Genomic DNA, 21,345 nt, shown 5'->3' with positions numbered 1-21,345 from the left:
CCTTAGGTCTTGTCCCGCAGGCCCATCAGAGCTGCTGCGAAGGGGTTATCGGGATCAATCGGCTTGTCTGCCTTGGGCGGACGTGCGCTGTGCACGCGCGGACCTTGGGGCTTGCCACCTTTGGGTCCGCCCTTGCCCTTGGGCTTTCCTTTGCCGCGGGGACGCTCGCCATCGGCGCGCTTGCCTCCCTCGGAGCGGTTGTTGCGCCCACCACCACGACGCTCTCCGCCACGGTTATTGTTGCGCTGACGACCCCAAGTGAAGGTGTAGAACACTTCCATCTCGGCACCGGCAGCACCAGCATCCGCCGCTTCGCCCACAGCCACTTCTTCGGCAGGAGTTTCAGCGATTTCCGCAGGGACTTCGGCAGCCTCAGGTGCTTCCTCGGCGACGGGCGCGATGCCTTCGTCTTCGATTGCGGCCACTTCAGGTGCGATGTCAGCGGCAGGAGCCTCTTCGCCAGCGGCCAATGCGGGATCAGCCATCACGGCATCGACGGCTTTGACCTTGGCGCGCTCGCCTTTTTCAGCACGGTAGCCCAGACCTTCCATCAGAGCCGCGAACTGCTCCAGTGTCATGCCAGTGATTGACAGCATGTCGGGCTTGGCTTCGAAACCGCCGCGGCTGTCTTCGGACCGCAGCATGTCTGCCAAACGCTCCAGCATATCGATGCGGATCGCGCGTTCGCCGGCCTGACGGTAGCCCGCCATGGTAAAGTAGCCCTCTGGCGCGTCAGATTGCGCAGGAACGGTCACCAAACCCGGAGGCGGCGCCTCGGGGAAGGCATCCAGACCATTTGCCAGCGACCACAAAACCAAGCGCAGACGGGTCGGCGCGGGCTTCAGCAGCAGAGGCATAAAGATGGTGAACTGGCCGAAACGGATACCGTGCTTGCGCAGCGCGCCGCGAGCGTCCTGATCCAGCGATTTGACTTCGTCAGCGATGGGCGCACGTTCCAGCACACCCAGGCCCTCGACCATGCGGAAGGCGAAACCCCGGGCCAGCCCCGACAGAGCCTCGTCCTTGGACAGGTTCATCAGGGGCTCGAACAGGGTCGCGATCTTGCGGTCAATAAAGTGCTGCAGACGGCGCTGCACCTTCTGAGCCACGTCTGCACCAGCTTCGTCATCGACAAAGGCGACAACCTCGGGCTTGAGCGGATCCGATCCGGCGACCAGTTTGCCAACCGCATCCGTACCCCACATCAGACCACCCTGTTCGGTGAAGTCGATTTCGGTATCGGGCGCGTTGTAGAACTTGTCTGCGCGCAGATGGAAATGAGGCGCCAGCGCCTGCAAGCTTGCCTTGGCTACGGTTTTCGCTTCGTCGGGGCTGCTGCCCTTGTCCTGACGGAAACGGAACCCTTCGAGACGACCAACGAATTCTCCTTCGATGGTCACTTCACCCTTGTCGTTTACTTCGGCCAAAAGGGCCTCCTTCTGCTTGAGCCGGCGCAAAAGCACGGATGTGCGCCGGTCCACAAATCTCTGCGTCAAGCGCTCGTGCAGCGCATCTGACAAGCGGTCTTCTACCGCCCTTGTTTCGCCACGCCAATGACTTTCGTCACGGACCCAGCCAGAACGCTGCGCGACATATGTCCAAGTCCGAATGAACGCGAGCCTCTTGGATAGGGTATCTATGTCGCCTTGCGTCCGGTCAATGCGTTTGATCTGTCTGGCGAGCCAATCATCGGGAACTCGGCCATCCTGATGCAAAAAACGGTAGATTTGCTCCAGAAGTGTGGCGTGTTCACCACTACTGATCCCCCTGAAATCGGGAATTCGGCAGACATCCCACAGCAGTTTTACACTGGTCCCATCGTGGGTCCGTGCGCGGATCTCATCCACCGCAGACAGAGTTTTCAGAACCCGCAGATCGTCTGCCTCGCGCGCTTTGAGCAAACGGGGATCTTTCGAGCCTTGCTCGAGGGAATCGATCAACGCATCCACATGGCCAAACCGCAGGTCGTGATTCCGCCACTGCAGCTTTTGTAGCGGAGTAAAGCGATGCTCCATGATCGCATCAGCGACCTCGTCATCCAGCGGCGGGGCCTCGCCCGTCGTACCGAATGTGCCATCCGACATGCCCCGACCCGCACGGCCCGCGATCTGGGCAAGTTCGTTGGGGTGCAACTCTCGCATCCGGCGGCCATCGAATTTGATCAGGCTGGAAAACGCCACGTGGTCGATATCAAGGTTCAGTCCCATCCCGATGGCATCAGTCGCCACCAGATAATCCACATCCCCGTTCTGATAGAGTTCGACCTGAGCGTTCCGCGTCCGCGGGCTCAGCGCCCCCATCACCACCGCCGCGCCACCCTTTTGACGGCGCAAGAGTTCGGCAATGGCGTACACGTTATCCACCGAGAACCCGACGATCGCACTGCGCGCCCGCATGCGGCTGATTTTCTTTGAGCCAGAGTAGAGCAACTGGCTCATCCGTTCGCGGCGCACGAACTCGCAATGAGGAACCAGCGCGGCAATCGGCCCGCGCATGGTGTCACTGCCCATAAACAAGGTCTCGTTCGTCCCGCGCATCCGCAACAGGCGATCCGTAAATACATGTCCCCGTTCAGGGTCCGCACAAAGCTGGATTTCATCAACCGCGACAAAGTCTGCACCAATACCTTCGGGCATCGCCTCGACCGTGCAGACCCAATACTGGGTGCGCGGCGGGACGATCCGCTCTTCGCCCGTCACCAAGGCCACGACCGAAGGCCCCCGCAGGGCGACCAGTTTGTCATAAACCTCGCGCGCCAAAAGACGCAGGGGCAGACCGATCACACCGGTCCGGTATCCCAACATCCGTTCGATGGCATAATGGGTTTTGCCTGTGTTGGTCGGGCCCAATATGGCCGCGATCCGGCCCCTGTTGGCCATTATACCCTCGTCTCAGAGGTCGAGCGCGCCCGCCTCTTTGTCCAGTTCCTGTTGGAGCCGAGATAATTGCTCGAAGTTGGGATGTATAGCCTCGACCGCGTCGAAAAACGTCATCGCAGCCTCTGTCTGACCGGTTTCATAGGCAATAATCCCCGCCCCGAAAAGCGCCCCGAAATGGTTAGGGTTCAGCGCAATCGCTTGCTCCAGCTCTTCCATCGCAGGGCCATAGAGATCCAACTGGTAAAGCGTTGTAGCCCGCAACATATGCCCCTCTGCAAAGTCGGGAGCATGGTCTGTCACGGCTGTCAGATGTTCCAACGCAACGTCCAGATCACCGGCCGCCATAGCCTTTTCGGCGCGGCGCAAAAGCAAATCAACCATTGGCGACCCTGACCTGGCCCAAATCAACCGCAAGTCTTCGGCCAATACCTGTGCGCCTTCGCGGTCCGCTTTTTTGAGACGGTCCAGCAAATCCTGTTCCTGCGGGCTCTGCGCCATTGCAGGTGTGGAAATCGTGACTATCATGAAACTTGCCGTGACGACACGTTTGAGCGGTTCAAGGAATCTGTTCATAGTTCATCAGTGTAATCCAACCGCGGCGAAAAGCGAGTGCCGCAACAAGAATGTGAAAGGCGACACGATGAGCTCTGTGATTGATACCGCAGTCGAGGAGTTGAACGCGAAACTCGGCGGGGACGGCTTTGACGGCACCGCAAAATTCGTGATCGAAGACGAAGGCAGCATCCTGATCGACGAAAACGGCGCCCGCGCCGCCGATGACGAGGCCGAAGTCACCCTGACCGCTGATGCCGACACCTTCAAATCCATTCTTGATGGTGAACTGGATGCAACAGCGGCGTTCATGTCTGGCCGCCTGAGTGTCGATGGCGACATGGGTAAAGCCATGCAGCTTGGCAGCGTCCTAGCCTAAGGCCTTGGAAGCAATGCAAACGGCCCCGTTTTACAGCGACTTGGCAAGAGGCCCACAGGGCGGTTCCGCCCACTGGGTGACGTCAGAGGACGGGGTGCGTTTGCGCATGGCCCATTGGCCTGTGGATGGAGCCAAAGGCTCTATCCTTCTGTTCACCGGCCGGACGGAATACATTGAAAAGTACGGGATCACGGCCCAGGAATTTGCCGATATTGGGCTGGCAACCGCTACTCTTGATTGGCGCGGCCAAGGCCTGTCAGACCGTGCACTGTGTGATCGTCTGATTGGCCATGTAAACCAGTTCTGCGACTTCCAACGCGATGTCACGGCATTTCTGGCCTATGCCGCAGAAATGAACATGCCCAAGCCATGGTATATTCTGGGACACTCGATGGGCGGCTGCATCGCGTTGCGCAGTGTGATCCGTGGTGCGCCGGTGGCCGGCGTGATCTTTACAGCGCCCATGTGGGGCATCCAAATGCCGGGCATTCTGCGCCCTGTGGCATGGACCGTGACATGGGCGGCTGATCTCGTGGCTCTGAGCCATCTGCTCGTCCCCAGCACCTCCCGCCGCCCCTACACAGAAGCGGCACCGTTCCTCGGCAACGCATTGACCACGGACCGCGACATGTACGCTTACATGCGCAGCCAGACCGACGCACAGCCTGAACTCGGGCTTGGCGGCCCTAGCCTGAACTGGCTAAATCAGGCTCTCCGCGAGACTGTCGCTTTGGCGTCCATCCCCTCGCCCGATTTGCCGGCCCTGAGTTTCCTTGGCAATTTGGAGAGCATTGTCGATCCGCAGGAAATCAAGCGCCGGATGGGCGTGTGGCCCAAGGGCAAACTGGTCGAGATCGAAAATGCGCAACACGAAGTGCTGATGGAAACGCCCGACATTCGCCGCCGTGTGATATCCGAAATCGCTGCTTTTGTTGAACGCACCAAAGAAAACGTTGACGCCTGACTGGAATGCTCTGGCAGTGCGGCGGTGGCGGACTACCTTCGCCGTATGCGAGCCGACCCTGTTCTGACCTTTACCGATCGCGGCATCTACTGCCCCGCTGGCGATTTCTACATCGACCCTTGGCGCCCCGTGGATCGTGCGTTGATCACTCACGGGCATTCCGACCATTCGCGCTGGGGGCATCAGCACTACATGGCGACCGAAGCCGCAGCACCCGTCATGCACCACCGGCTGGGTGACGTGTCGATCCAGACCACCCCCTACGGCGCAAAGACGCAAATCGGAGGGGCCTCAGTCAGTTTTCACCCCGCAGGCCATATACCCGGCTCGGCGCAAATCCGGATCGAGGTCGGCGGCGAGGTCTGGGTCGTCTCGGGCGACTACAAACCCGAGCCGGACGGCCTGTGCGAGAGTTTTGAACTGGTCCCCTGCCACGCCTTTATCAGCGAATGCACCTTTGGCCTGCCAGCATTCAAATGGGCCCCTCAATCAGTCGTTTCCGAAGAGATCAACGCATGGTGGGCCGCCAACGCCGCCGAGGGACGGTTTTCCCTGCTCGGGGCATACTCCTTGGGCAAGGCGCAACGGCTGATGTCCCTGCTCGACCCGTCCATCGGCCCCATCCTGACCCATGGCGCGGTTGAGGCCACGAACGAAGTGCTCCGCGCCCAAGGCTACCCGCTGCCCGCCACCACCCGCGTCACCGGCGATCTGGATGTCAAAGCCCACACGGGCGGCATCGTCATCGCGCCCCCTTCGGCGTTCGGCACCCCTTGGGCCAAAAAGTTCGGCCGCGCCGCGACGGGATTTGCCAGCGGGTGGATGCGCTTGCGCGGGGTCCGCAGGCGCCGCGCCGCAGATCGCGGGTTTGTCCTGTCCGACCATGCGGATTGGACTGGCCTGAACGACACAATCCGCGCCACAGGCTGCGAAAAAGTCTTTGTGACGCACGGCTACACCGAAATCTTCAACCAGTGGCTTCTGAGCCAAGGGTACGATTCCGCAATCGTCGCCACCGAATACACCGGCGAAGGCGCGGACACTGACGATGTGGCAGAGGTGGACTGATGCAAGCCTTTGCCGACCTCTTCAATGCTCTGGACCAGACGACCTCGACCAACGCCAAGGTCGCCGCGCTGACCGACTATTTTGAAACCGCCGCCGATCCCGACAAACTGTGGTGCATTGCGCTGTTCTCCGGACGTCGCCCGAAGCGCGCCGTCACGACCACGCGCCTGCGTGAATGGGCGGCGGAACGGGCAGGCATCCCCCTGTGGCTGTTCGAGGAAACCTATCCAATCGTCGGCGATCTATCGGAAACCATCGCCTTGATCCTGCCTGACGCAACGCGCCAGACCAACCGAACCCTGTCGGACTGGATGGGCGAAATCCTGAGCCTGACCCCAGCGGACGAAGACACCCGCAAGGAGGCCGTTCTGGACGCATGGGACTGCCTAAACACGACCGAGCGGTTCCTGTTTAACAAGCTGCTGACCGGGGGGTTTCGCGTGGGTGTCAGCCAAAAGCTCATGACCCGCGCCCTGTCCCGCGCCACGAACACCGAAGAGTCGCAGATGGCCCATCGCCTGATGGGCAATTGGACGCCAGAAACGACCACCTTTCACGATCTGATCCATGCGCAGGACACAGAGGCTGACAAGTCACGCCCCTACCCGTTTTATCTGGCCTACGGTCTGGAAGACGCGCCCGAGGCCCTTGGTGCGCCCTCAGACTGGCAAGCTGAATGGAAATGGGACGGCATTCGCGGACAGCTGATCCTGCGCGGCGGCACACATTTTCTGTGGTCCCGCGGCGAAGAGTTGATCACCGACCGCTTTCCCGAGTTCGCCCGCAGTGTGGATTTCCTGCCCGATGGCACTGTGCTCGATGGCGAAGTGCTCGCATGGCACGAGCACAAACCTCTGCCCTTTTCCGAACTGCAAAAACGGATCGGCCGGAAAACCGTCCCGAAAAAGCTATTGAAAGACGCGCCCGTAGTCCTGCGCGCCTATGACCTGCTGGAACACGCGGGCGAAGACATTCGCGACAAGCCTTTGGCAGAACGGCGCGCACGACTTGAAACTCTGCTGGCTGACATCCCACCCGAGGCCGCTGTAATCCCCTCTCCAGTCGTGCCCTTCAACAACTGGCAAACCCTGACAGACATCCGCGAAACCAGCCGCGATGCCCATGCCGAGGGGCTGATGCTGAAGCGATTGGACAGCCCCTATCTTGCAGGCCGCAAGAAAGGCGATTGGTGGAAATGGAAGGTCGATCCCCTGACTATCGACGCCGTGATGATCTATGCCCAATCGGGACATGGACGGCGCGCAAACCTTTTCACCGACTTCACCTTTGCGGTCTGGAACAACGGCGAACTTGTGCCTTTTACCAAGGCTTACTCCGGCCTCACGGACGCAGAATTCCGCAAGATCACCGCTTGGGTGCGTAAAAACACCCTGCAACGCTTTGGCCCCGTCCGGCAGGTCACACCCGAGCATGTCTTCGAAATCGGGTTCGAAGGGATCATGGACAGCCCGCGCCACAAATCCGGCGTTGCGCTCCGTTTCCCGCGCATGCTGCGCTGGCGCCACGACAAACCTGCGTCAGAGGCGAACACGCTCGACGATCTGAAGGCATTGATGCCCTAATTCGCCCCGCCCCCTTGCACATCCGGCGGGGGCGCTCTTACCTGTGTCCCAAGCAAGATTAAAAAGGACCACTTATGGCACACCGCATTCAACCGCTCTTTGATGCAAACCCCAGCGCAGGCACTGGCGATCTGGGGGATCTGCCGGAATGGGACCTGAGCGATCTGTACACCGCCGAAGACGCCCCTGAACTGCTGCGCGATCTGGACTGGCTGGAAAGCGCCTGCGCCAGCTTTGCCGAAGATTACGAAGGCAAACTGGCCGATCTGGATGCGGACGGCATGCTGGAATGCACCCTGCGCAACGAACGCATCGATATGGTCGCGGGGCGCATCATGTCGTTTGCCGGTCTGCGCTACTATCAGAACACCATGGAAGCCGAGCGTGCCAAGTTCATGTCCGACCTGCAAGATCGCCTGACCCGCTACACCACCCCGCTGGTGTTCTTTACGCTGGAACTGAACCGTCTGCCCGATGACCATTTAGACGCTCTGTTCGCGGAAAATAGCGATCTGGCCCGCTACAAGCCCGTGTTCGACCGCATCCGCGCGATGAAGCCCTATCAGCTGTCCGACGAGATGGAGAAATTCCTCCACGACATGGGCGTGGTTGGCGACGCTTGGGAGCGCCTGTTCGACGAAACCATTGCGGGACTGAAATTCGACGTGGATGGCGAGGAAAAGGGCATCGAAGAGACCCTGAACCTGCTGTCCGAACAGGACCGTTCCAAGCGCGAGGCTGGTGCCCGCGCCTTGGGTGAAACCTTTACCAAGAACGTCAAAACCTTCGCCCGCGTGCACAACACCCAGGCCAAGGAAAAAGAGGTCATGGACCGCTGGCGCGGCATGCCCACCCCGCAAACGGGTCGGCATCTGGCCAACCACGTGGAGCCCGAAGTCGTCGAGGCCCTGCGCAACGCTGTTGTCGATGCATACCCGCGCCTATCCCACCGCTATTACAAACTCAAAGCCAAATGGCTCGGCCTTGAAACCATGGAAGTCTGGGACCGCAACGCGCCCCTCCCCATGGAGACCGAGCGCAAGATCGCGTGGCCCGAAGCGGAGAAGATTGTCATGGACGCCTATGGCGACTTCGACCCGCGCATGGCCGAACTGGCCGAGCCGTTCTTCTCCAAGGGCTGGATCGACGCGGGCGTCAAACAGGGCAAAGCGCCTGGTGCCTTTGCACACCCCACCGTCACCGATGTGCACCCCTACGTGCTGCTGAACTACCTTGGCAAACCGCGCGATGTGATGACACTGGCCCACGAACTGGGACACGGCGTCCACCAGCGTCTGGCCGCTGGTCAGGGCGAGATGCTGTCCTCGACCCCGCTGACGCTGGCGGAAACCGCGTCGGTGTTTGGCGAAATGCTGACCTTTCAGAAGATGCTGGCCGGCGCCAAGGACGACAACGAGCGCAAGGTCATGCTGGCTGGCAAGGTCGAGGACATGATCAACACGGTCGTCCGCCAAATCGCCTTTTACGACTTCGAATGCAAACTGCACGAGGCGCGCCGCGGTGGTGAACTGACCCCCGACGACATCAACGCCCTGTGGATGAGCGTCCAGGCAGAAAGCCTTGGCCCCGTCTTCGACTACATGCCGGGTTACGAGACCTTCTGGGCCTACATCCCGCACTTCGTCCACACGCCCTTCTACGTCTACGCCTATGCGTTCGGCGACGGCCTGGTGAACGCCCTTTACGCCGCGTATCAAGAGCAGCCCGAAGGTTTCCAGGACAAATATTTCGACATGCTCAAGGCGGGCGGCTCGAAGCACCACAAAGAGCTGCTGGCCCCGTTCGGCCTTGATGCGTCCGATCCGAAATTCTGGGACAAGGGCCTGTCAATGATCGAAGGTTTCATCGACCAGCTCGAGGCGATGGAATAACCCAACCGCCCGCACCAAGAATACAGCACGCCGCCCGATCAGGGCGGCGTTCCTTTTTGTTGATCAGCGCTTTGCGTCAGCGAACACGCGGTCGATCATGGCCTGTGTCCCCTGTGAAAACTCCAGCGGCACCGGATAAGCCGAACGGTCCCCGGCGATCGCTGCACAGAAATTCTCGACCTGTAGCTTGTAGTGCTGCGCGGCCGAGAAGCGCTCTTCTCGGATGACACCACCAGAACATTCCACGGTCAGACGTGCCTCGCCAAATGCCTGCGCATTGAACGGTGCAGTCAAAGCCAAAGTGCCTTTTTCCCCGTGGAACTCCATCCGCTGACGGTTCGCCATTCGGATCGAGTTGATCAGGGTAAACGTGATATCCCCGAACCGCCCCGTGACATTGGCATAGGTGTCGACGCCGTTCTCGAATTCGACATCCGCACGCAATTCGGTCGGCTCTTGCCCCGTCATAAACCGGGTCGAGCCATACGTATAAACGCCAATATCACGGATGCCGCCCCCGCCGGTTTCCGCCTTGTTGCGGATGTTGCCTGTGTCTGCGCGGTTATCAAATGTAAAGATCCCGCTCACATGGCGCAGCCGTCCGATCTCGCCGCTTTCGACGATCTCTTTGGCGCGCTGCCATTGGGGGTGGTGCAAGATCATATAGGCTTCGGCAGCCATCAGGCCGGTCTCGTCCCGAAGGGCGATGATCTGGTCTATGTCTGACGCTTCCATTGCGATCGGCTTCTCGCACAGCACATGCTTGCCCGCCTTCAGGGCCTTCAACGCCCACTCAACATGCAAATGGTTCGGAAGCGGAATATAGACAACGTCAATCTTGGGGTCATGGATCAGCGCGTCGTAGCTTTCGTAGACACGGATGTCCGGCGCAAAGGCGCGGAACGGCGCGGATTTGTCGTAGCTCGAGGTTGCCAAACCCGCCAGACGGGCCTCATTCGCCAAATGGATTGCAGGCCCCATCTGTTCGCGCGCAAACTTCGCTGCCCCCAGAATACCCCAGTTGTAGATTTCGGTCATAATGCCTCCCAAAATAAAATCTCCCCGAGCCTAGGGCCCGAGGGGATGTTCTACAACTCTGTCTGGGGGTCAGACTGCGGGGAGCATGCCCTTTTCCCGCGCAAGACCGGTCATCCGCTTCTGTAGCTTTTCAAACGCACGCACCTCGATCTGGCGAATGCGCTCGCGGCTGACGCTGTATTCTGAAGACAGATCTTCGAGCGTGATGTTCTCTTCGCTCAGGCGGCGCTTGACTAGGATGTCTTTCTCGCGGTCATTCAGCACGTCCATCGCTTCGGCCAGCAGTTCGCGGCGTGAGTCCATTTCGTCTTGCGCCTCGTAGGCTGCGGCTTGGTTCGCATCTTCATCCTCAAGCCAATCCTGCCACTGAGCGCCGCCATCATCCTCGGACCCGACAGTCGCGTTTAGCGACGCATCACCACCCGACAGGCGGCGGTTCATGCTGATCACTTCGTCCTCGGTTACGCCAAGGTCGGTCGCGATCTTCTGCACGTGCTCTGGACGCAGGTCGCCATCTTCCAGCGCTCCGATGCGGGACTTCGCCTTGCGCAGGTTAAAGAACAACTTCTTCTGCGCAGAGGTTGTCCCCAACTTTACCATCGACCAGCTACGCAGGATGTATTCCTGAATGCTGGCGCGGATCCACCACATTGCGTAGGTGGCCAGACGGAAGCCCTTTTCGGGGTCAAAGCGTTTGACCGCTTGCATCAGACCCACGTTCGCTTCGGATATCACCTCTGCTTGGGGCAAACCGTAGCCACGGTAGCCCATCGCGATTTTAGCCGCGAGACGCAGGTGGCTGGTGACCATCTTGTGGGCCGCCTCTGTGTCTTGTTCCTCGACCCACCGCTTGGCCAGCATATATTCTTCTTCAGGCTCCAGCAGAGGGAACTTGCGGATCTCTTGCATGTAGCGCGACAGTCCGCCCTCTGGGGTCGGTGCCGGAAGATTTGCATAGTTTGCCATTTGTCCCTCCTGAATGTAACAGGCTTTAACATGCAGCTAGGTAGCTGACTTCATGTATTCAAGTCCTCAGCCTCGCTTTGGTTCCATATAAAATGATAGATACTTGGCTGGATAGAGGGATTACTGCGCACTCACGCACACGTGCGTGAGGATCACTTCTTGGTGCGCAGTGCGTCGAGGAGTGAAACCATGTCATCGGGCAGTGGCGCTTCGAAGGACATTTCCTCTTCGGTGACGGGATGGATGAAACCGAGGATGCGCGCATGCAGGGCCTGACGCGGGAAATTCGCTGCGGCCTCAATCCCTGCAAGGGACAATGCCTTGGGAGAGAGCTTCCGCCGTCCACCATAAACAGGGTCACCGATCAGAGCATGGCCTGCATGTGTCATGTGCACGCGAATTTGGTGAGTCCGCCCCGTTTCCAGCCAGCAATCCACCAACGTCGCACAGACGGGTGTCCCGAATGTTTCAACCACCCGCGCACGTGTCACCGCATGACGACCGGTGTTGAAGCTGACGGCCTGCCGCTGACGATCCGTCTTGTGGCGTCCAAGAAACGAAGTGATCTTGATGATATTGCCGGGCTCAAAGCTAACGCCCTTCACCCCTTTTAGCCGGGGCTCGTTGCTATCCGGCACTCCGTAGACCACAGCCGAATAGACCCGCTCTACGCTGTGGTCCTCGAATTGAGCAGCGAGGCCATGGTGGGCACGGTCTGACTTGGCAACGACCAGCAAACCGCTCGTTTCCTTGTCGATACGGTGCACGATGCCCGGCCGCTTCTCGCCGCCGATGCCAGAGAGCGTATCCCCGCAATGGTGCAGCAGAGCGTTAACAAGCGTGCCACTCGGCGAACCGGGTGCAGGGTGGACCACCATGCCTGCAGGCTTATTCACCACAATCAGATCATCGTCTTCATAGATGATCTCCAGCGGGATATCCTCGGCGACGGTATCAACCTCTGCCGCAGCCTCGACCTGAATGGCGATTTCGTCATTCTCAGCCACCTTGGCTTTGGGATCGGTCAAGACCTCTGCCCCACGCGACACCTTACCCTCGGCGATCAGTTTGGCCAGCCGTGTGCGCGACAGGGACGCTTCCTCTGGCACATCGCGCGCCAAAGCCTTATCCAGACGGGGCGGCGGATCTGCCGCGATGATGACGGTAACCAAGGTCTCGCCCATGTCGCTTCCTTCTGACCAGACGCCCCCAGACGCCATGTTCCTGCGCCGCCTTGTGACGGCGCTGACCGTGGTGATGATGGCAGGCATGATCGCCATCGCCCTGGTCATCGTATTTCGGTTTCCAGATCCTACGCCAGTCCTGCCAGAGAACCTGACCCTGCCTGCGGGATCAACAATCAGCGCAGTTACACAAGGCAAGGGTTGGATTGCAATCGTCACCGATCAACAAGAGATCCTGATCTATGATGCGAAAAGTGGTGCGCTGAGGCAGACAGTTCACGCAGAAACTGACTAAAATGTAGTCATTGTAAGAAATTCTCACACCTTATCGCACATTCTGCGGTCACATTCGGTTTTCGCATCAATTGACGCAGGGTTTTCATGTTTCCAGAAACCGGATTGAGACACCATCTAATACCAGTTTGATATTTATTGTAATCTTTAATTACAAATATAATGGTTTGATTGCGTCAATAATGCAATTGATCAAGATCAAATCTCTAATTGCGCCTTTCAACCTTGACGGACAATCCGCCCCGCAGCTAATCGGTAACTGTAAATTTTCACGCATAATTTGGTGTTCAGGTCTACTTACACTTGAGCCCAATCGACAATTAGGTGACGAACCATGGGCGGTGATTTAGCCAGTTACGATCGATCCCTGATCTTTGGGGTCTACTCGACAATCAACATAATCGTTTTCATCAGTGGCGTCTTGATTTTCCTGATGCAAGCCGGGTTCATGATGCTCGAGACCGGCGGCATGTCGCGGAAAAACGCGATCAACAATATCTTCAAAAACTTCGTGGACGCCTGCGTGTGCGGCATCTTTTTCTACTGGTTCGGTTATCCGATTATCACCGGAGACTCTATGCTGGTCGATTGGATGCGTGAAATGGGATTTGCGCACAGCACTGAAAACAACTCCCCCGGTCCGATCGTGAGCCTGAACGACGACATCTCGCTGTTCTTCAACTTCGCATTCGCCGCGACATGCGTCACCATCTGCTCGGGCGCGGTCACCGGACGAATTGCGCCGTACGCCTACCTGTTCTTTGGCGCCGTTTTTTCTGCCCTGATTTACCCTGTTGTCGCCTTCACGGTTTGGAATGCTGATGGGATGCTCTACGGCATCCTGCACGACTTCGCCGGTTCGCTTGTGGTCCACGCGCTTGGCGGATTCGCAGGCCTCGCTGGCGCGATCATGCTGAAACCACGAATCGGTGAATTCGACTACGGCAAAGGCCAGATCGATTCCTATCGCTTTGCCGGATCGTCGATCAGCAACTCGGCGCACAACATTCCGGTCAGCGCGCTTGGTGTGTTCCTGCTGTGGATTGGTTGGTATGGCTTCAACGCAGGCAGTACCTTTGCCGGCGGTTTCGATTTGGCCTCTATCGACCTAAGTGCGACCGAGAACCAGCCTGATTTGGTGGCGAACGCGATCTTTGAACAGCTGATTGGCGGGTTTGGCCAGGTGGTCATCAACACCACGCTCGCACCTTGTGCTGCTGTTTTCTCGGTGCTGGCTTTCTTTATGGTGACGCAGAACAAGTACAACATCTCCGATCTGATGAACGGCGCGCTGGCTGGCCTTGTTGGCATCACCGCGAATGCCGACGCAGCGACCGCACCCGTTGCGGTCCTGATCGGGATACTTTCCGGTGCAGTCTACGTTCTGGCAGTCATCTTCATCTTCAAAATCAAGGTCGACGATCCCATCGGTGCCTTCCCCGTGCACGGAGCGGTGGGCCTGTTTGCGGGCGGTATGTTCGCGCTGACCACCGGCGACATGGAGCTTGGTCCGATCGTGTTCGGCACCCAAATGTTCTATGGCGCCCTGATCTGCCTCTTTGGCTTCCTGTCGGCGATTGTCACCTTCTGGTTGGCGTCGCGCCTGATGTACGTGATCAAGAAGCTGGGGAATTCGAAGTACTTCGATTACGGCGCGATGCCCCGGAACCACTTGCGAGTCACCCCCGAGCAGGAACTGGCAGGGATGGATCTGGAGCTGCATGGTCAAGACGCCTACTCGATCAACCTAACAGCTCCGGGCAAGGCAAAGACCACGTTCTAAGCTCAGTTTAGGGACACAGATTTCAAGCGCGGTGCTCTCAGGGTGCCGCGCTTTTCCTTTGCAGCGCTCGGAAACAAAGACACGAAAAAAGCGCCACACAGGGCGCTTTCGAACATCGGCAGAGGTGAGGATGGTACCACCTCCCCGGCTCGAACGGGGGACCTCCTGATCCACAATCAGGCGCTCTAACCTACTGAGCTAAGGCGGCACTGGGGGTCATTTACCCCTAGCGAACTCGGATTGCAAGAAGCAGTATAACAAAAAATTCACATGATATTGCCAAGAGCCCGAACAGGGTTTACCCGCGATATTCAACAGGAAAACGGAGCCTTTCATGGGTATCAACACAGAACGCGACATCGAAGCCAGCTTGCAGATCGGACCGACAGACAAAGGCATGATCCGCCTGTATATCGAAGCGGGTGATCTGGAAATCCCGATGGACTTCACGCCGGATGAGGCCGAAGAGATCCTCGAGGAAATCAAGTCTGCCATCCAGACCGCCAGGGATCTGGGCAGCAAAGGCCGTCGCTGATTACAGCCGTGGATCGCGCAGGGTCTGAAGACGCAGTGCCGCCGTGCGGGCAAAGTCACGCGTCAGGACCTTGCGGCGGGCCGCAGCGAGCGGCATTGCATCCGGCATGCGAATAATCTCTGCGTCATACGCGTCTGCGATCATCAAACCTGTCCCTTCGGGCAGGAGGTCCGTCGGAAAATCAGCGTCCACAGCCCAGAAAAATCGCTCGCAGTAGGGCAAATAATTCTGCCATTTGGAATCACTTTGGAAATCTGCGCGGCAGGATTTGCACTCCACACACCAAAGCTCCCCCTTCTTTCCCATCCCCATGACGTCCATGCGCAACCCACGCGCGGGCACGAATTCGTCGAGGCAGGCAAAGCCAAGTTGCGCCAAGTGGCGTGCAACACCGCGCGCCAAGAGCTGACCTGGCTTGGGATCAATGGGAGTTTGGCTAGGGATGATCTGCATATCATCCAATATGAACATAAAGAGAACAAAATCAAGTCACATGCCCCCTTGTCGAATGGGGTTTGTCACATTACCTGTGCTGCGTGGCGGGCGCTGCCCCTCTCGTATGTCGGTTTCATTCCGGTGGCCTTAAGCAAATCCGAGGGAGCTGGCTCTGTTCTGGCCCTGGCCTGATTACCTGGCGCCCACCTGTATATACAGGTCCTCGGGAATGCAAAAACCTAGACGGTCGCGCGCGGGCCCGCCACACTGAACTCCCTAAAAATATTTGAGAATTTCACGTCGAAAGACATGAAAAAAGGGGGCGTTGCCCACGTCGCGCAAAGCGCGCCTCCCCCAGAGTATTTCTGCAAAGGTGAAAGCGCTGAGTGGGTGTTCTTAGATGTGGCGGCGCTTGCGCTGCTCATCCGCACGCACTGGGATTGGCGCGAATTCCCGAACAAGAGCTTGCTGGCGGGGGCCACGAGGCGTGTCATCATCGTCAGCCAAGCGCATGATAGAGATGCCGAACTGCACACCCGCGAAAACAATGCCGTTGAAAACCCAAAGCATGATCACAGCCAGAAGACCGCCAGTCGAGTGTGTAACAAGATGCCAGAGGTTTGCGACATTCAATGTCAGGAGCGCAGCAACAAAGGCGGCAGACAGGCCGAAGCCCATGATCACTTGGCTAATGTAGAGACGTACGAGCTTGGGCATTTTGCATCTCCTGTGCTTTGCACAAGAAAGGTAGTGCCGCACGGAGGGAGTGTCTACCTGATCAAGCGGATAATGGGCGAAATCGCGCCGTTGTGACACATCCTGACGGAACGGAAATCCCGGCTGCGAGGATCGCGCCGGGTTGTGTCAGTCTCTTTGTCTCAGCCGATCAGAAGGATTCGGGGCGCATCTCGCGGGCGATGTGGTCGAGCACCGCGTTGACGAAACCGGCTTCCTTGCCCTCGGGGAAGAAGGCGCGGGCCACGTCAACATATTCGGTGATCACCACCTTGGGCGGCGTCTCTTTGGCTTGGAACTCGCCACCAGCGGCACGGAAGAGCGCGCGCAGAGTGGTGTCGATCCGGCCCAGGGGCCATTTCGCAACCAGCGCGCGGTCGGTGCATTGGTCAATCCGCGCCTGCCAGTTCACAGCCGCTTCGAGGATGGTCGAGAACAAGTCAATATCACCGTCGATGAGCTCTTCGCCGTCGATCTCTGCGCCAAAGCGCAGGTCCAGGAACTCTGCTTTGACGCGGTCAAAAGACAGGCCGGTCAATTCCATCTGGTAGAGCGCCTGCACCGCGTACAGACGGGATGCCGAGCGCATCTTGCGCTTCTGGTTGCCAGACAGGGGTGCGGAATCTGTGGTCATCGGGTCAGCCTGAAGATGGGGTTAAGCGATGCGGTAACTGTCATCCTCGGTGGGCATGAAGCCAACGCCACGCTTTGAGCCGCCCCAGTTACGCGCCAATGCGATCAAATGCAAGGCCGCAGTCGCCGCTCCGCCACCTTTATTCTGCCCGTCCGGTTCCGCGCGGACTTCGGCCTGTTCACGGTTTTCCACGGTCAGGATGCCGTTTCCGATGCAGTGCCCCGATAAACCCAGCAGGGTGATCCCGCGCGAGCTGTCGTTGCAGACGGTGTCGTAGTGGGTCGTCTCGCCACGGATCACGCACCCCAAGGCCACGTAGCCATCGTAGTTGGCCAGACGTCCGGCCATGCCAATCGCGGTGGGGATTTCCAGCGCGCCCGGGACCTCGACCGTCTCGTGGGTGCCCCCAGCGGCTTCAATTTCGGCGCGGGCACCAGCAAGCAGGTTGTCCGCGATATCCTTGTAATAGGGTGCAACGACGATCAGGATTTTCACGGGCTTGTCGAAAGTCGGGCGCTCTAGAGTGTAGTGCTGTTCATTGGCGGCCATCAGTTTGCCTCCGGAATTTTGCGGGTGCCGGTGATTTCGATACCGTAAGCATCAAGGCCGATCACCTTTGGGGTGGGCGAATTGGTGAGAAGGGTCAGCTGTTTCAGGCCCAAGTGTGTCAAGATTTGCGCCCCAAGGCCATACTGGCGCAGGGTTTGGGGGCTGGCCCCGCCGCCAAGCTGCATGGTCAAGTCGCGGAGCAAGACGATGACACCCCTGCCCTCTTCGGCAACCATCTTCATTGCCGAGCTGAATTCAAAGGCGCGGCCTTTGGGGCCCGTCCCCAACATATCAAGCATCGGGTCGAGGGTGTGCATACGGGTCAGGACCGGCGCATCGCCAGTGATGTCCCCTTTGATCAGAGCAATGTGCTGTGCGCCTTGGGTCGTGTCCGTGTAGACCCGCATGGTCCACTCACCACCGAATTCAGAGGTGATGTTGCTCTCGCTCTCGACCTTGACCAAATTGTCGTAGCGGCGGCGATAGGCGATCAGGTCGCTGATCGTGCCAATCTTGAGCCCATGCCGTTGGGCAAAGGCCACCAGATCAGGCAGACGCGCCATGGAGCCGTCGTCATTCATGATCTCGCAGATCACACCAGATGGGTTCAGGCCAGCCAGACGGGCCACATCGGTCGCAGCCTCGGTGTGGCCAGCGCGGACCAGAACGCCGCCGTCGCGCGCGCGCAGGGGGAAGATGTGGCCGGGGGTGGCGATATCGGCAGCCGTTTTGCTGGAATCAATCGCGACCGCCACAGTACGGGCGCGGTCATGGGCGGAAATGCCGGTACTCACGCCTTCGCGCGCTTCGATCGAGACTGTGAACGCGGTTTCGTGGCGCGAAGAATTTGTGGTCGCCATCAACGGCAGACCCAACGCATCAATGCGTTCGCTGTTCAGGGTCAGGCAGATCAGGCCGCGCGCGTGGGTGGCCATAAAGTTGATGACCTCGGGCGTGCACATCTGCGCGGGGACGCAAACGTCGCCTTCATTCTCGCGGTCCTCGTGGTCCACCAGGATGTACATGCGACCGTTGCGGGCATCCTCGATCACATCCTCGATCGGAGAAATTGCATCGCGCAGGTTTTCTTCGACGGGGCCGGGTGTTTCAAAACGACTGTTTTCGGACATACCGTCTCTCCTTCATCGTGTACCGCTAGGTACCGCAGCAGGCCCCCTCGAACCACCCGAAGGTGTGGGGGTGCGGCGCTCGGTCCCTGTGCGGCAAAGCACGTTTCCGGCTCTACTCTTGATCCTTAAACATCCATGCGTCCAGAGCGGAACCGACCCTCTGTTCGACCCAATGGACTTCGGACTGCATCTCACTGCGAAATTGGGCGCAAATCTCTGGCTGGCGGCGACGGCTGCGCACACGCGCCAACATCTCGGCCACCACGCTTTGTCGTCGACGTGGCAGGGATGGCAAAGAGCCCGCGTCTGGTCTGATCCCCAGAAATGCACAGAGCTGCGCCACAGCCGCATGAGGTGCGCGCTCAGCCTCTTCTGCTATCAGGATCAAAACGTTGTCGCGCCCGAAAAGGTCATCCACAGGCTCGATTATCTCGCGATAGCGGCTACCCCGTGCATACTGCAGAAATGGGGAGCCACCCTGCTCTTTCCGTTCAGACTCGAGCAACAGAGCCTTCTCGAAATGGGGCTCGGTTTCAACATCTAGCGTCAGATTATAAGCATGTGCCGTCATGGCCCTTTGAACGGGTGCTTCGAGCATGAAAACCAGCTTGGCATCCGGTGCGTCTTTGAACATCCGACGCGCTGCACCGGGCACGAGGGAATAGACCGAAGACCCGTCTCCACTCAGCCTCCCGCCCGACGGGACAAAAGCCTTGGCATACCGGTTCTGGTCTTCGATCACATCCAGAAGGCGCGGATCTTCGGGCCTGCCCAAAAAGGTCTCTAGATCCGGGACAGCATAAAACCCCAGCTCCCGCCGAGCCGGCAAGAACAGATCAGGATGGGCGCTCAACCAGCGCCACATCGTTGTGGCAGATCGACTGGGTGGCCCCATCAGAAAGAAATCTGGATGACGCAAGGTATCCTTTAGCCTCTATCCGTGGTTACCTCCACGATGTTGCCGTCCCGAGAGATACGGTAGAGAGCAAAAAGGATAATCGCGTCTAACCTTTGAAGTGCCAGAGTGCAGGCAAGAAGCGATAGCTGCCCGCTTCGCGCATAACATGGCCAACGCCGGGGAACGGGAAGTGGTATCCACACACCGTAATGCGGTCTTCGGCGGCCCGGTCCAGCAGGCTTTGGCGCGTCGCGACAGTCTGCGCGCCGTCCATATCAAAGCCATTATACCAATCTGGATGAGCAAAGTTCGTGTAGGCGTGATTCATGGAATCTCCAAGGGCGACAAGCTGTTGACCCTCGCTTTCCACATGAACAGAGATATGGCCCGGTGTGTGACCGGGGGTGGCAATCGCGCGGACCCCCGGACAAATTTCGTCACCATCCGACAGGAGCACCCAATCTGCGCCCTCAACGTTCAACGAGTTCACGGCACCAACCACGAACTGCTGCATCTCTGCCGGAGAGGAGGCCGCCAGCCCGTCTTGCAGCCAGAACGCATGTTCGTCAGCCCCGATGAAATATTGAGCGTCGGGCAAGATCGCCTCGTCGAAGTCATCGCGGACACCCCAGATGTGATCTGGGTGCGCATGGGTGATGACCACATGAGTGATGCTGCTGGGGTCGATTCCCGCAGCTTCGAGGTTGGCCATCAGACGGCCCGCTGTAGGCATAAAGCGGCTGCCAGACCCGACATCCACCAGCACCCGCGCCTCGCCCAAGTCGATGATCAGATGGTTGGTGTGGGCGAGACTGCTCTCGGTAGAGAGGTAATGCGCAGCCAGAAAGGCCTGCACCTCTGCAGGGTCAGCATTGACGCCAAGGCCGCTCACAGGCGTTTCGAAAAACCCGTCTGAAATCACGGTGACCTGCGCAGCGCCAATGGCAAATTTGAAATGCGCTGGGTTATCTGATGTAGGGGCTGCGACTTGGGCCTTGGGCGCCGTCGCGGTCAAGGCAAAGGCGGGTGCCATCGCAGATAGCTTGAGCAACTCGCGACGGCTGGCTTTGAATTTGGTCATAGGTTTCCTCCCTGTTCGGGAGGAATGCTAGATCATTTTTTGCGACGGACAAAGAAATATGAATATGTGCAGCTGTTAGTCCCATTCACGCAGACGCGCGACATACCGAGCCAAGGTGTCAATCTCTAGGTTGATACGCTGACCGACTGCCACGCCGCCCCAAGTGGTGACCTGTTTGGTGTGTGGAATAAAGTTGATGCCGAAATCGCAGCCCTCGACTTCGTTAACGGTCAAGGAGGTGCCGTTTAGCGCGACAGACCCTTTGGGCGCGATGTACTTTGCCAGAGCTTCGGGTGCACGTAGTGTCACCCGCGTGCTGCCGCCATCCTCTTCAATTTTGACGACCTCGGCGACACCGTCCACGTGGCCCGAAACAATGTGCCCTCCAAGCTCGTCGCCGACCTTGAGCGCCCGCTCGAGATTCACGCGCTTGTCGACCTGCCAATCCCCGATATTGGTCTTGGAGATGCTCTCGGCGCTGATCTCGACATCGAACCAGTTTGGCCCCACCTCAACCACGGTCAGGCAGCAGCCGTCACAGGCAATCGACGCCCCCAGATCCACAGTGGACATGTCATACACTGTCTCGATTCGTGCGCGCAGGCTATCGCCGTGGTGCAACTCTGCGAGCCGGCCCATATCTGTAATGATGCCTGTGAACATAGGGATCCTCCATCGTTTCCAAGCCGAGGTAGACCTTTGACCTAGATTTCTCAAGCATGTGCCACTGTTTCCACTTATTTTTGACGAAGGACTCCCATAGAAA

Annotated in this window: 21 protein-coding genes and 1 tRNA gene; 8 read left to right on the top strand and 14 right to left on the bottom strand. The window is 58.7% G+C overall.

Features of this window, described 5'->3' with window-relative positions; translation table 11 throughout:
• Nucleotides 1-2: 2 nt before the first annotated feature.
• Nucleotides 3-2,879: a helicase-related protein gene (locus AB9K37_RS04680; protein ID WP_369835772.1), complete on the bottom strand. Its 2,877-nt coding sequence runs from the start codon at nt 2,877-2,879 to the stop codon at nt 3-5.
• Nucleotides 2,880-2,891: 12 nt separating this feature from the next.
• The gene (locus tag AB9K37_RS04675; RefSeq protein WP_369835771.1) at nt 2,892-3,404 is read right to left on the bottom strand and encodes a tetratricopeptide repeat protein; all 513 of its coding nucleotides are present in this window, start codon (nt 3,402-3,404) and stop codon (nt 2,892-2,894) included.
• A 115-nt stretch (nt 3,405-3,519) separates the two neighbouring features.
• On the opposite strand from AB9K37_RS04675, the gene AB9K37_RS04670 reads away from it, so the two are divergent.
• From AB9K37_RS04670 to AB9K37_RS04650, 5 genes are all read left to right on the top strand, one after another.
• On the top strand, nt 3,520-3,810 hold the full coding sequence (locus tag AB9K37_RS04670; RefSeq protein WP_369835770.1) for an SCP2 sterol-binding domain-containing protein: 291 nt from the start codon (nt 3,520-3,522) through the stop codon (nt 3,808-3,810).
• A 106-nt stretch (nt 3,811-3,916) separates the two neighbouring features.
• On the top strand, nt 3,917-4,774 hold the full coding sequence (locus AB9K37_RS04665) for an alpha/beta fold hydrolase (protein WP_369835769.1): 858 nt from the start codon (nt 3,917-3,919) through the stop codon (nt 4,772-4,774).
• Between the two features lie 45 nt (nt 4,775-4,819).
• Entirely contained in the window at nt 4,820-5,842 is a 1,023-nt protein-coding gene (locus AB9K37_RS04660) for a ligase-associated DNA damage response exonuclease (protein ID WP_369835807.1), read from the top strand.
• Nucleotides 5,842-7,425 (top strand): ATP-dependent DNA ligase, encoded by a 1,584-nt coding sequence (locus tag AB9K37_RS04655; RefSeq protein WP_369835768.1) that lies wholly within the window; start codon nt 5,842-5,844, stop codon nt 7,423-7,425. The genes AB9K37_RS04660 and AB9K37_RS04655 overlap by 1 nt, the downstream gene beginning before the upstream one ends.
• 74 nt (nt 7,426-7,499) lie before the next feature.
• On the top strand, nt 7,500-9,317 hold the full coding sequence (locus AB9K37_RS04650; protein WP_369835767.1) for a M3 family oligoendopeptidase: 1,818 nt from the start codon (nt 7,500-7,502) through the stop codon (nt 9,315-9,317).
• Nucleotides 9,318-9,380: 63 nt separating this feature from the next.
• On the opposite strand, the gene AB9K37_RS04645 is transcribed toward AB9K37_RS04650, so the two are convergent.
• The 3 genes from AB9K37_RS04645 to AB9K37_RS04635 form a co-directional block, all read right to left on the bottom strand.
• Nucleotides 9,381-10,355, bottom strand: coding sequence for a Gfo/Idh/MocA family protein (locus tag AB9K37_RS04645; RefSeq protein ID WP_369835766.1), 975 nt, complete (start codon nt 10,353-10,355; stop codon nt 9,381-9,383).
• A 69-nt stretch (nt 10,356-10,424) separates the two neighbouring features.
• Nucleotides 10,425-11,321 (bottom strand): RNA polymerase sigma factor RpoH, encoded by an 897-nt coding sequence (gene rpoH / locus AB9K37_RS04640; protein WP_369835765.1) that lies wholly within the window; start codon nt 11,319-11,321, stop codon nt 10,425-10,427.
• 152 nt (nt 11,322-11,473) lie between these two features.
• On the bottom strand, nt 11,474-12,505 hold the full coding sequence (locus tag AB9K37_RS04635) for an RluA family pseudouridine synthase (RefSeq protein ID WP_369835764.1): 1,032 nt from the start codon (nt 12,503-12,505) through the stop codon (nt 11,474-11,476).
• Between AB9K37_RS04635 and AB9K37_RS04630 the strand changes: the two genes are divergently transcribed.
• A complete protein-coding gene (locus AB9K37_RS04630) occupies nt 12,504-12,800 on the top strand; it encodes a DUF6476 family protein (RefSeq protein ID WP_369835763.1) in 297 nt (98 codons plus the stop codon). The two genes, AB9K37_RS04635 and AB9K37_RS04630, sit on opposite strands and share 2 nt — an antisense overlap.
• A gap of 333 nt (nt 12,801-13,133) precedes the next feature.
• Entirely contained in the window at nt 13,134-14,582 is a 1,449-nt protein-coding gene (locus AB9K37_RS04625) for an ammonium transporter (RefSeq protein ID WP_369835762.1), read from the top strand.
• 131 nt (nt 14,583-14,713) lie between these two features.
• On the opposite strand, the gene AB9K37_RS04620 is transcribed toward AB9K37_RS04625, so the two are convergent.
• Nucleotides 14,714-14,790 (bottom strand) — tRNA-His (locus AB9K37_RS04620).
• Nucleotides 14,791-14,916: 126 nt separating this feature from the next.
• Here AB9K37_RS04620 and AB9K37_RS04615 point away from each other — a divergent pair.
• Nucleotides 14,917-15,117, top strand: coding sequence for a DUF6324 family protein (locus tag AB9K37_RS04615; RefSeq protein ID WP_369835761.1), 201 nt, complete (start codon nt 14,917-14,919; stop codon nt 15,115-15,117).
• Here the strand turns inward: AB9K37_RS04615 and AB9K37_RS04610 are convergent, their stop codons facing one another.
• From AB9K37_RS04610 to AB9K37_RS04575, 8 genes are all read right to left on the bottom strand, one after another.
• The gene (locus tag AB9K37_RS04610) at nt 15,118-15,570 is read right to left on the bottom strand and encodes an MmcB family DNA repair protein (protein WP_369835760.1); all 453 of its coding nucleotides are present in this window, start codon (nt 15,568-15,570) and stop codon (nt 15,118-15,120) included. It abuts the gene before it with no gap.
• A 378-nt stretch (nt 15,571-15,948) separates the two neighbouring features.
• Nucleotides 15,949-16,269 carry a hypothetical protein gene (locus tag AB9K37_RS04605; RefSeq protein WP_369835759.1) on the bottom strand — a complete coding sequence of 107 codons (321 nt, stop codon included), beginning with the start codon at nt 16,267-16,269 and terminating at the stop codon, nt 15,949-15,951.
• Nucleotides 16,270-16,438: 169 nt separating this feature from the next.
• Nucleotides 16,439-16,921 carry a transcription antitermination factor NusB gene (gene nusB, locus AB9K37_RS04600; RefSeq protein ID WP_369835758.1) on the bottom strand — a complete coding sequence of 161 codons (483 nt, stop codon included), beginning with the start codon at nt 16,919-16,921 and terminating at the stop codon, nt 16,439-16,441.
• Nucleotides 16,922-16,942: 21 nt separating this feature from the next.
• A complete protein-coding gene (locus AB9K37_RS04595) occupies nt 16,943-17,470 on the bottom strand; it encodes a 6,7-dimethyl-8-ribityllumazine synthase (protein WP_369835757.1) in 528 nt (175 codons plus the stop codon).
• On the bottom strand, nt 17,470-18,600 hold the full coding sequence (gene ribB, locus AB9K37_RS04590) for a 3,4-dihydroxy-2-butanone-4-phosphate synthase (RefSeq protein WP_369835756.1): 1,131 nt from the start codon (nt 18,598-18,600) through the stop codon (nt 17,470-17,472). The genes AB9K37_RS04595 and ribB overlap by 1 nt, the downstream gene beginning before the upstream one ends.
• 112 nt (nt 18,601-18,712) lie before the next feature.
• Nucleotides 18,713-19,375, bottom strand: a complete 663-nt coding sequence (locus AB9K37_RS04585; RefSeq protein WP_369835755.1) for a hypothetical protein — start codon at nt 19,373-19,375, stop codon at nt 18,713-18,715.
• Between the two features lie 229 nt (nt 19,376-19,604).
• Nucleotides 19,605-20,579, bottom strand: coding sequence for an MBL fold metallo-hydrolase (locus AB9K37_RS04580; protein WP_369835754.1), 975 nt, complete (start codon nt 20,577-20,579; stop codon nt 19,605-19,607).
• A gap of 75 nt (nt 20,580-20,654) precedes the next feature.
• The gene (locus AB9K37_RS04575) at nt 20,655-21,242 is read right to left on the bottom strand and encodes a riboflavin synthase (RefSeq protein ID WP_369835753.1); all 588 of its coding nucleotides are present in this window, start codon (nt 21,240-21,242) and stop codon (nt 20,655-20,657) included.
• Nucleotides 21,243-21,345 lie beyond the last annotated feature (103 nt).

Source organism: Donghicola sp. XS_ASV15, assembly GCF_041224595.1.
In the GTDB taxonomy this organism is placed as follows: domain Bacteria; phylum Pseudomonadota; class Alphaproteobacteria; order Rhodobacterales; family Rhodobacteraceae; genus Donghicola.
The sequence above is the reverse complement of the archived record's forward strand: the minus strand, read 5'-3'. Positions and strand labels throughout refer to the sequence as shown.

Coding starts and splice junctions, on each gene's coding strand:
- AB9K37_RS04655 (WP_369835768.1), top strand. CDS start 5,842: ATGCAAGCCTTTGCCGACCTCTTCAATGCTCTGGACCAGACGACCTCG.
- AB9K37_RS04625 (WP_369835762.1), top strand. CDS start 13,134: ATGGGCGGTGATTTAGCCAGTTACGATCGATCCCTGATCTTTGGGGTC.
- AB9K37_RS04675 (WP_369835771.1), bottom strand. CDS start 3,404: ATGATAGTCACGATTTCCACACCTGCAATGGCGCAGAGCCCGCAGGAA.
- AB9K37_RS04670 (WP_369835770.1), top strand. CDS start 3,520: ATGAGCTCTGTGATTGATACCGCAGTCGAGGAGTTGAACGCGAAACTC.
- ribB (WP_369835756.1), bottom strand. CDS start 18,600: ATGTCCGAAAACAGTCGTTTTGAAACACCCGGCCCCGTCGAAGAAAAC.
- AB9K37_RS04580 (WP_369835754.1), bottom strand. CDS start 20,579: ATGACCAAATTCAAAGCCAGCCGTCGCGAGTTGCTCAAGCTATCTGCG.
- AB9K37_RS04635 (WP_369835764.1), bottom strand. CDS start 12,505: ATGGGCGAGACCTTGGTTACCGTCATCATCGCGGCAGATCCGCCGCCC.
- AB9K37_RS04645 (WP_369835766.1), bottom strand. CDS start 10,355: ATGACCGAAATCTACAACTGGGGTATTCTGGGGGCAGCGAAGTTTGCG.
- AB9K37_RS04630 (WP_369835763.1), top strand. CDS start 12,504: ATGTCGCTTCCTTCTGACCAGACGCCCCCAGACGCCATGTTCCTGCGC.
- nusB (WP_369835758.1), bottom strand. CDS start 16,921: ATGACCACAGATTCCGCACCCCTGTCTGGCAACCAGAAGCGCAAGATG.
- AB9K37_RS04650 (WP_369835767.1), top strand. CDS start 7,500: ATGGCACACCGCATTCAACCGCTCTTTGATGCAAACCCCAGCGCAGGC.
- rpoH (WP_369835765.1), bottom strand. CDS start 11,321: ATGGCAAACTATGCAAATCTTCCGGCACCGACCCCAGAGGGCGGACTG.
- AB9K37_RS04605 (WP_369835759.1), bottom strand. CDS start 16,269: ATGCCCAAGCTCGTACGTCTCTACATTAGCCAAGTGATCATGGGCTTC.
- AB9K37_RS04680 (WP_369835772.1), bottom strand. CDS start 2,879: ATGGCCAACAGGGGCCGGATCGCGGCCATATTGGGCCCGACCAACACA.
- AB9K37_RS04610 (WP_369835760.1), bottom strand. CDS start 15,570: ATGCAGATCATCCCTAGCCAAACTCCCATTGATCCCAAGCCAGGTCAG.
- AB9K37_RS04575 (WP_369835753.1), bottom strand. CDS start 21,242: ATGTTCACAGGCATCATTACAGATATGGGCCGGCTCGCAGAGTTGCAC.
- AB9K37_RS04615 (WP_369835761.1), top strand. CDS start 14,917: ATGGGTATCAACACAGAACGCGACATCGAAGCCAGCTTGCAGATCGGA.
- AB9K37_RS04595 (WP_369835757.1), bottom strand. CDS start 17,470: ATGGCCGCCAATGAACAGCACTACACTCTAGAGCGCCCGACTTTCGAC.
- AB9K37_RS04660 (WP_369835807.1), top strand. CDS start 4,820: ATGCGAGCCGACCCTGTTCTGACCTTTACCGATCGCGGCATCTACTGC.
- AB9K37_RS04665 (WP_369835769.1), top strand. CDS start 3,917: ATGGCCCATTGGCCTGTGGATGGAGCCAAAGGCTCTATCCTTCTGTTC.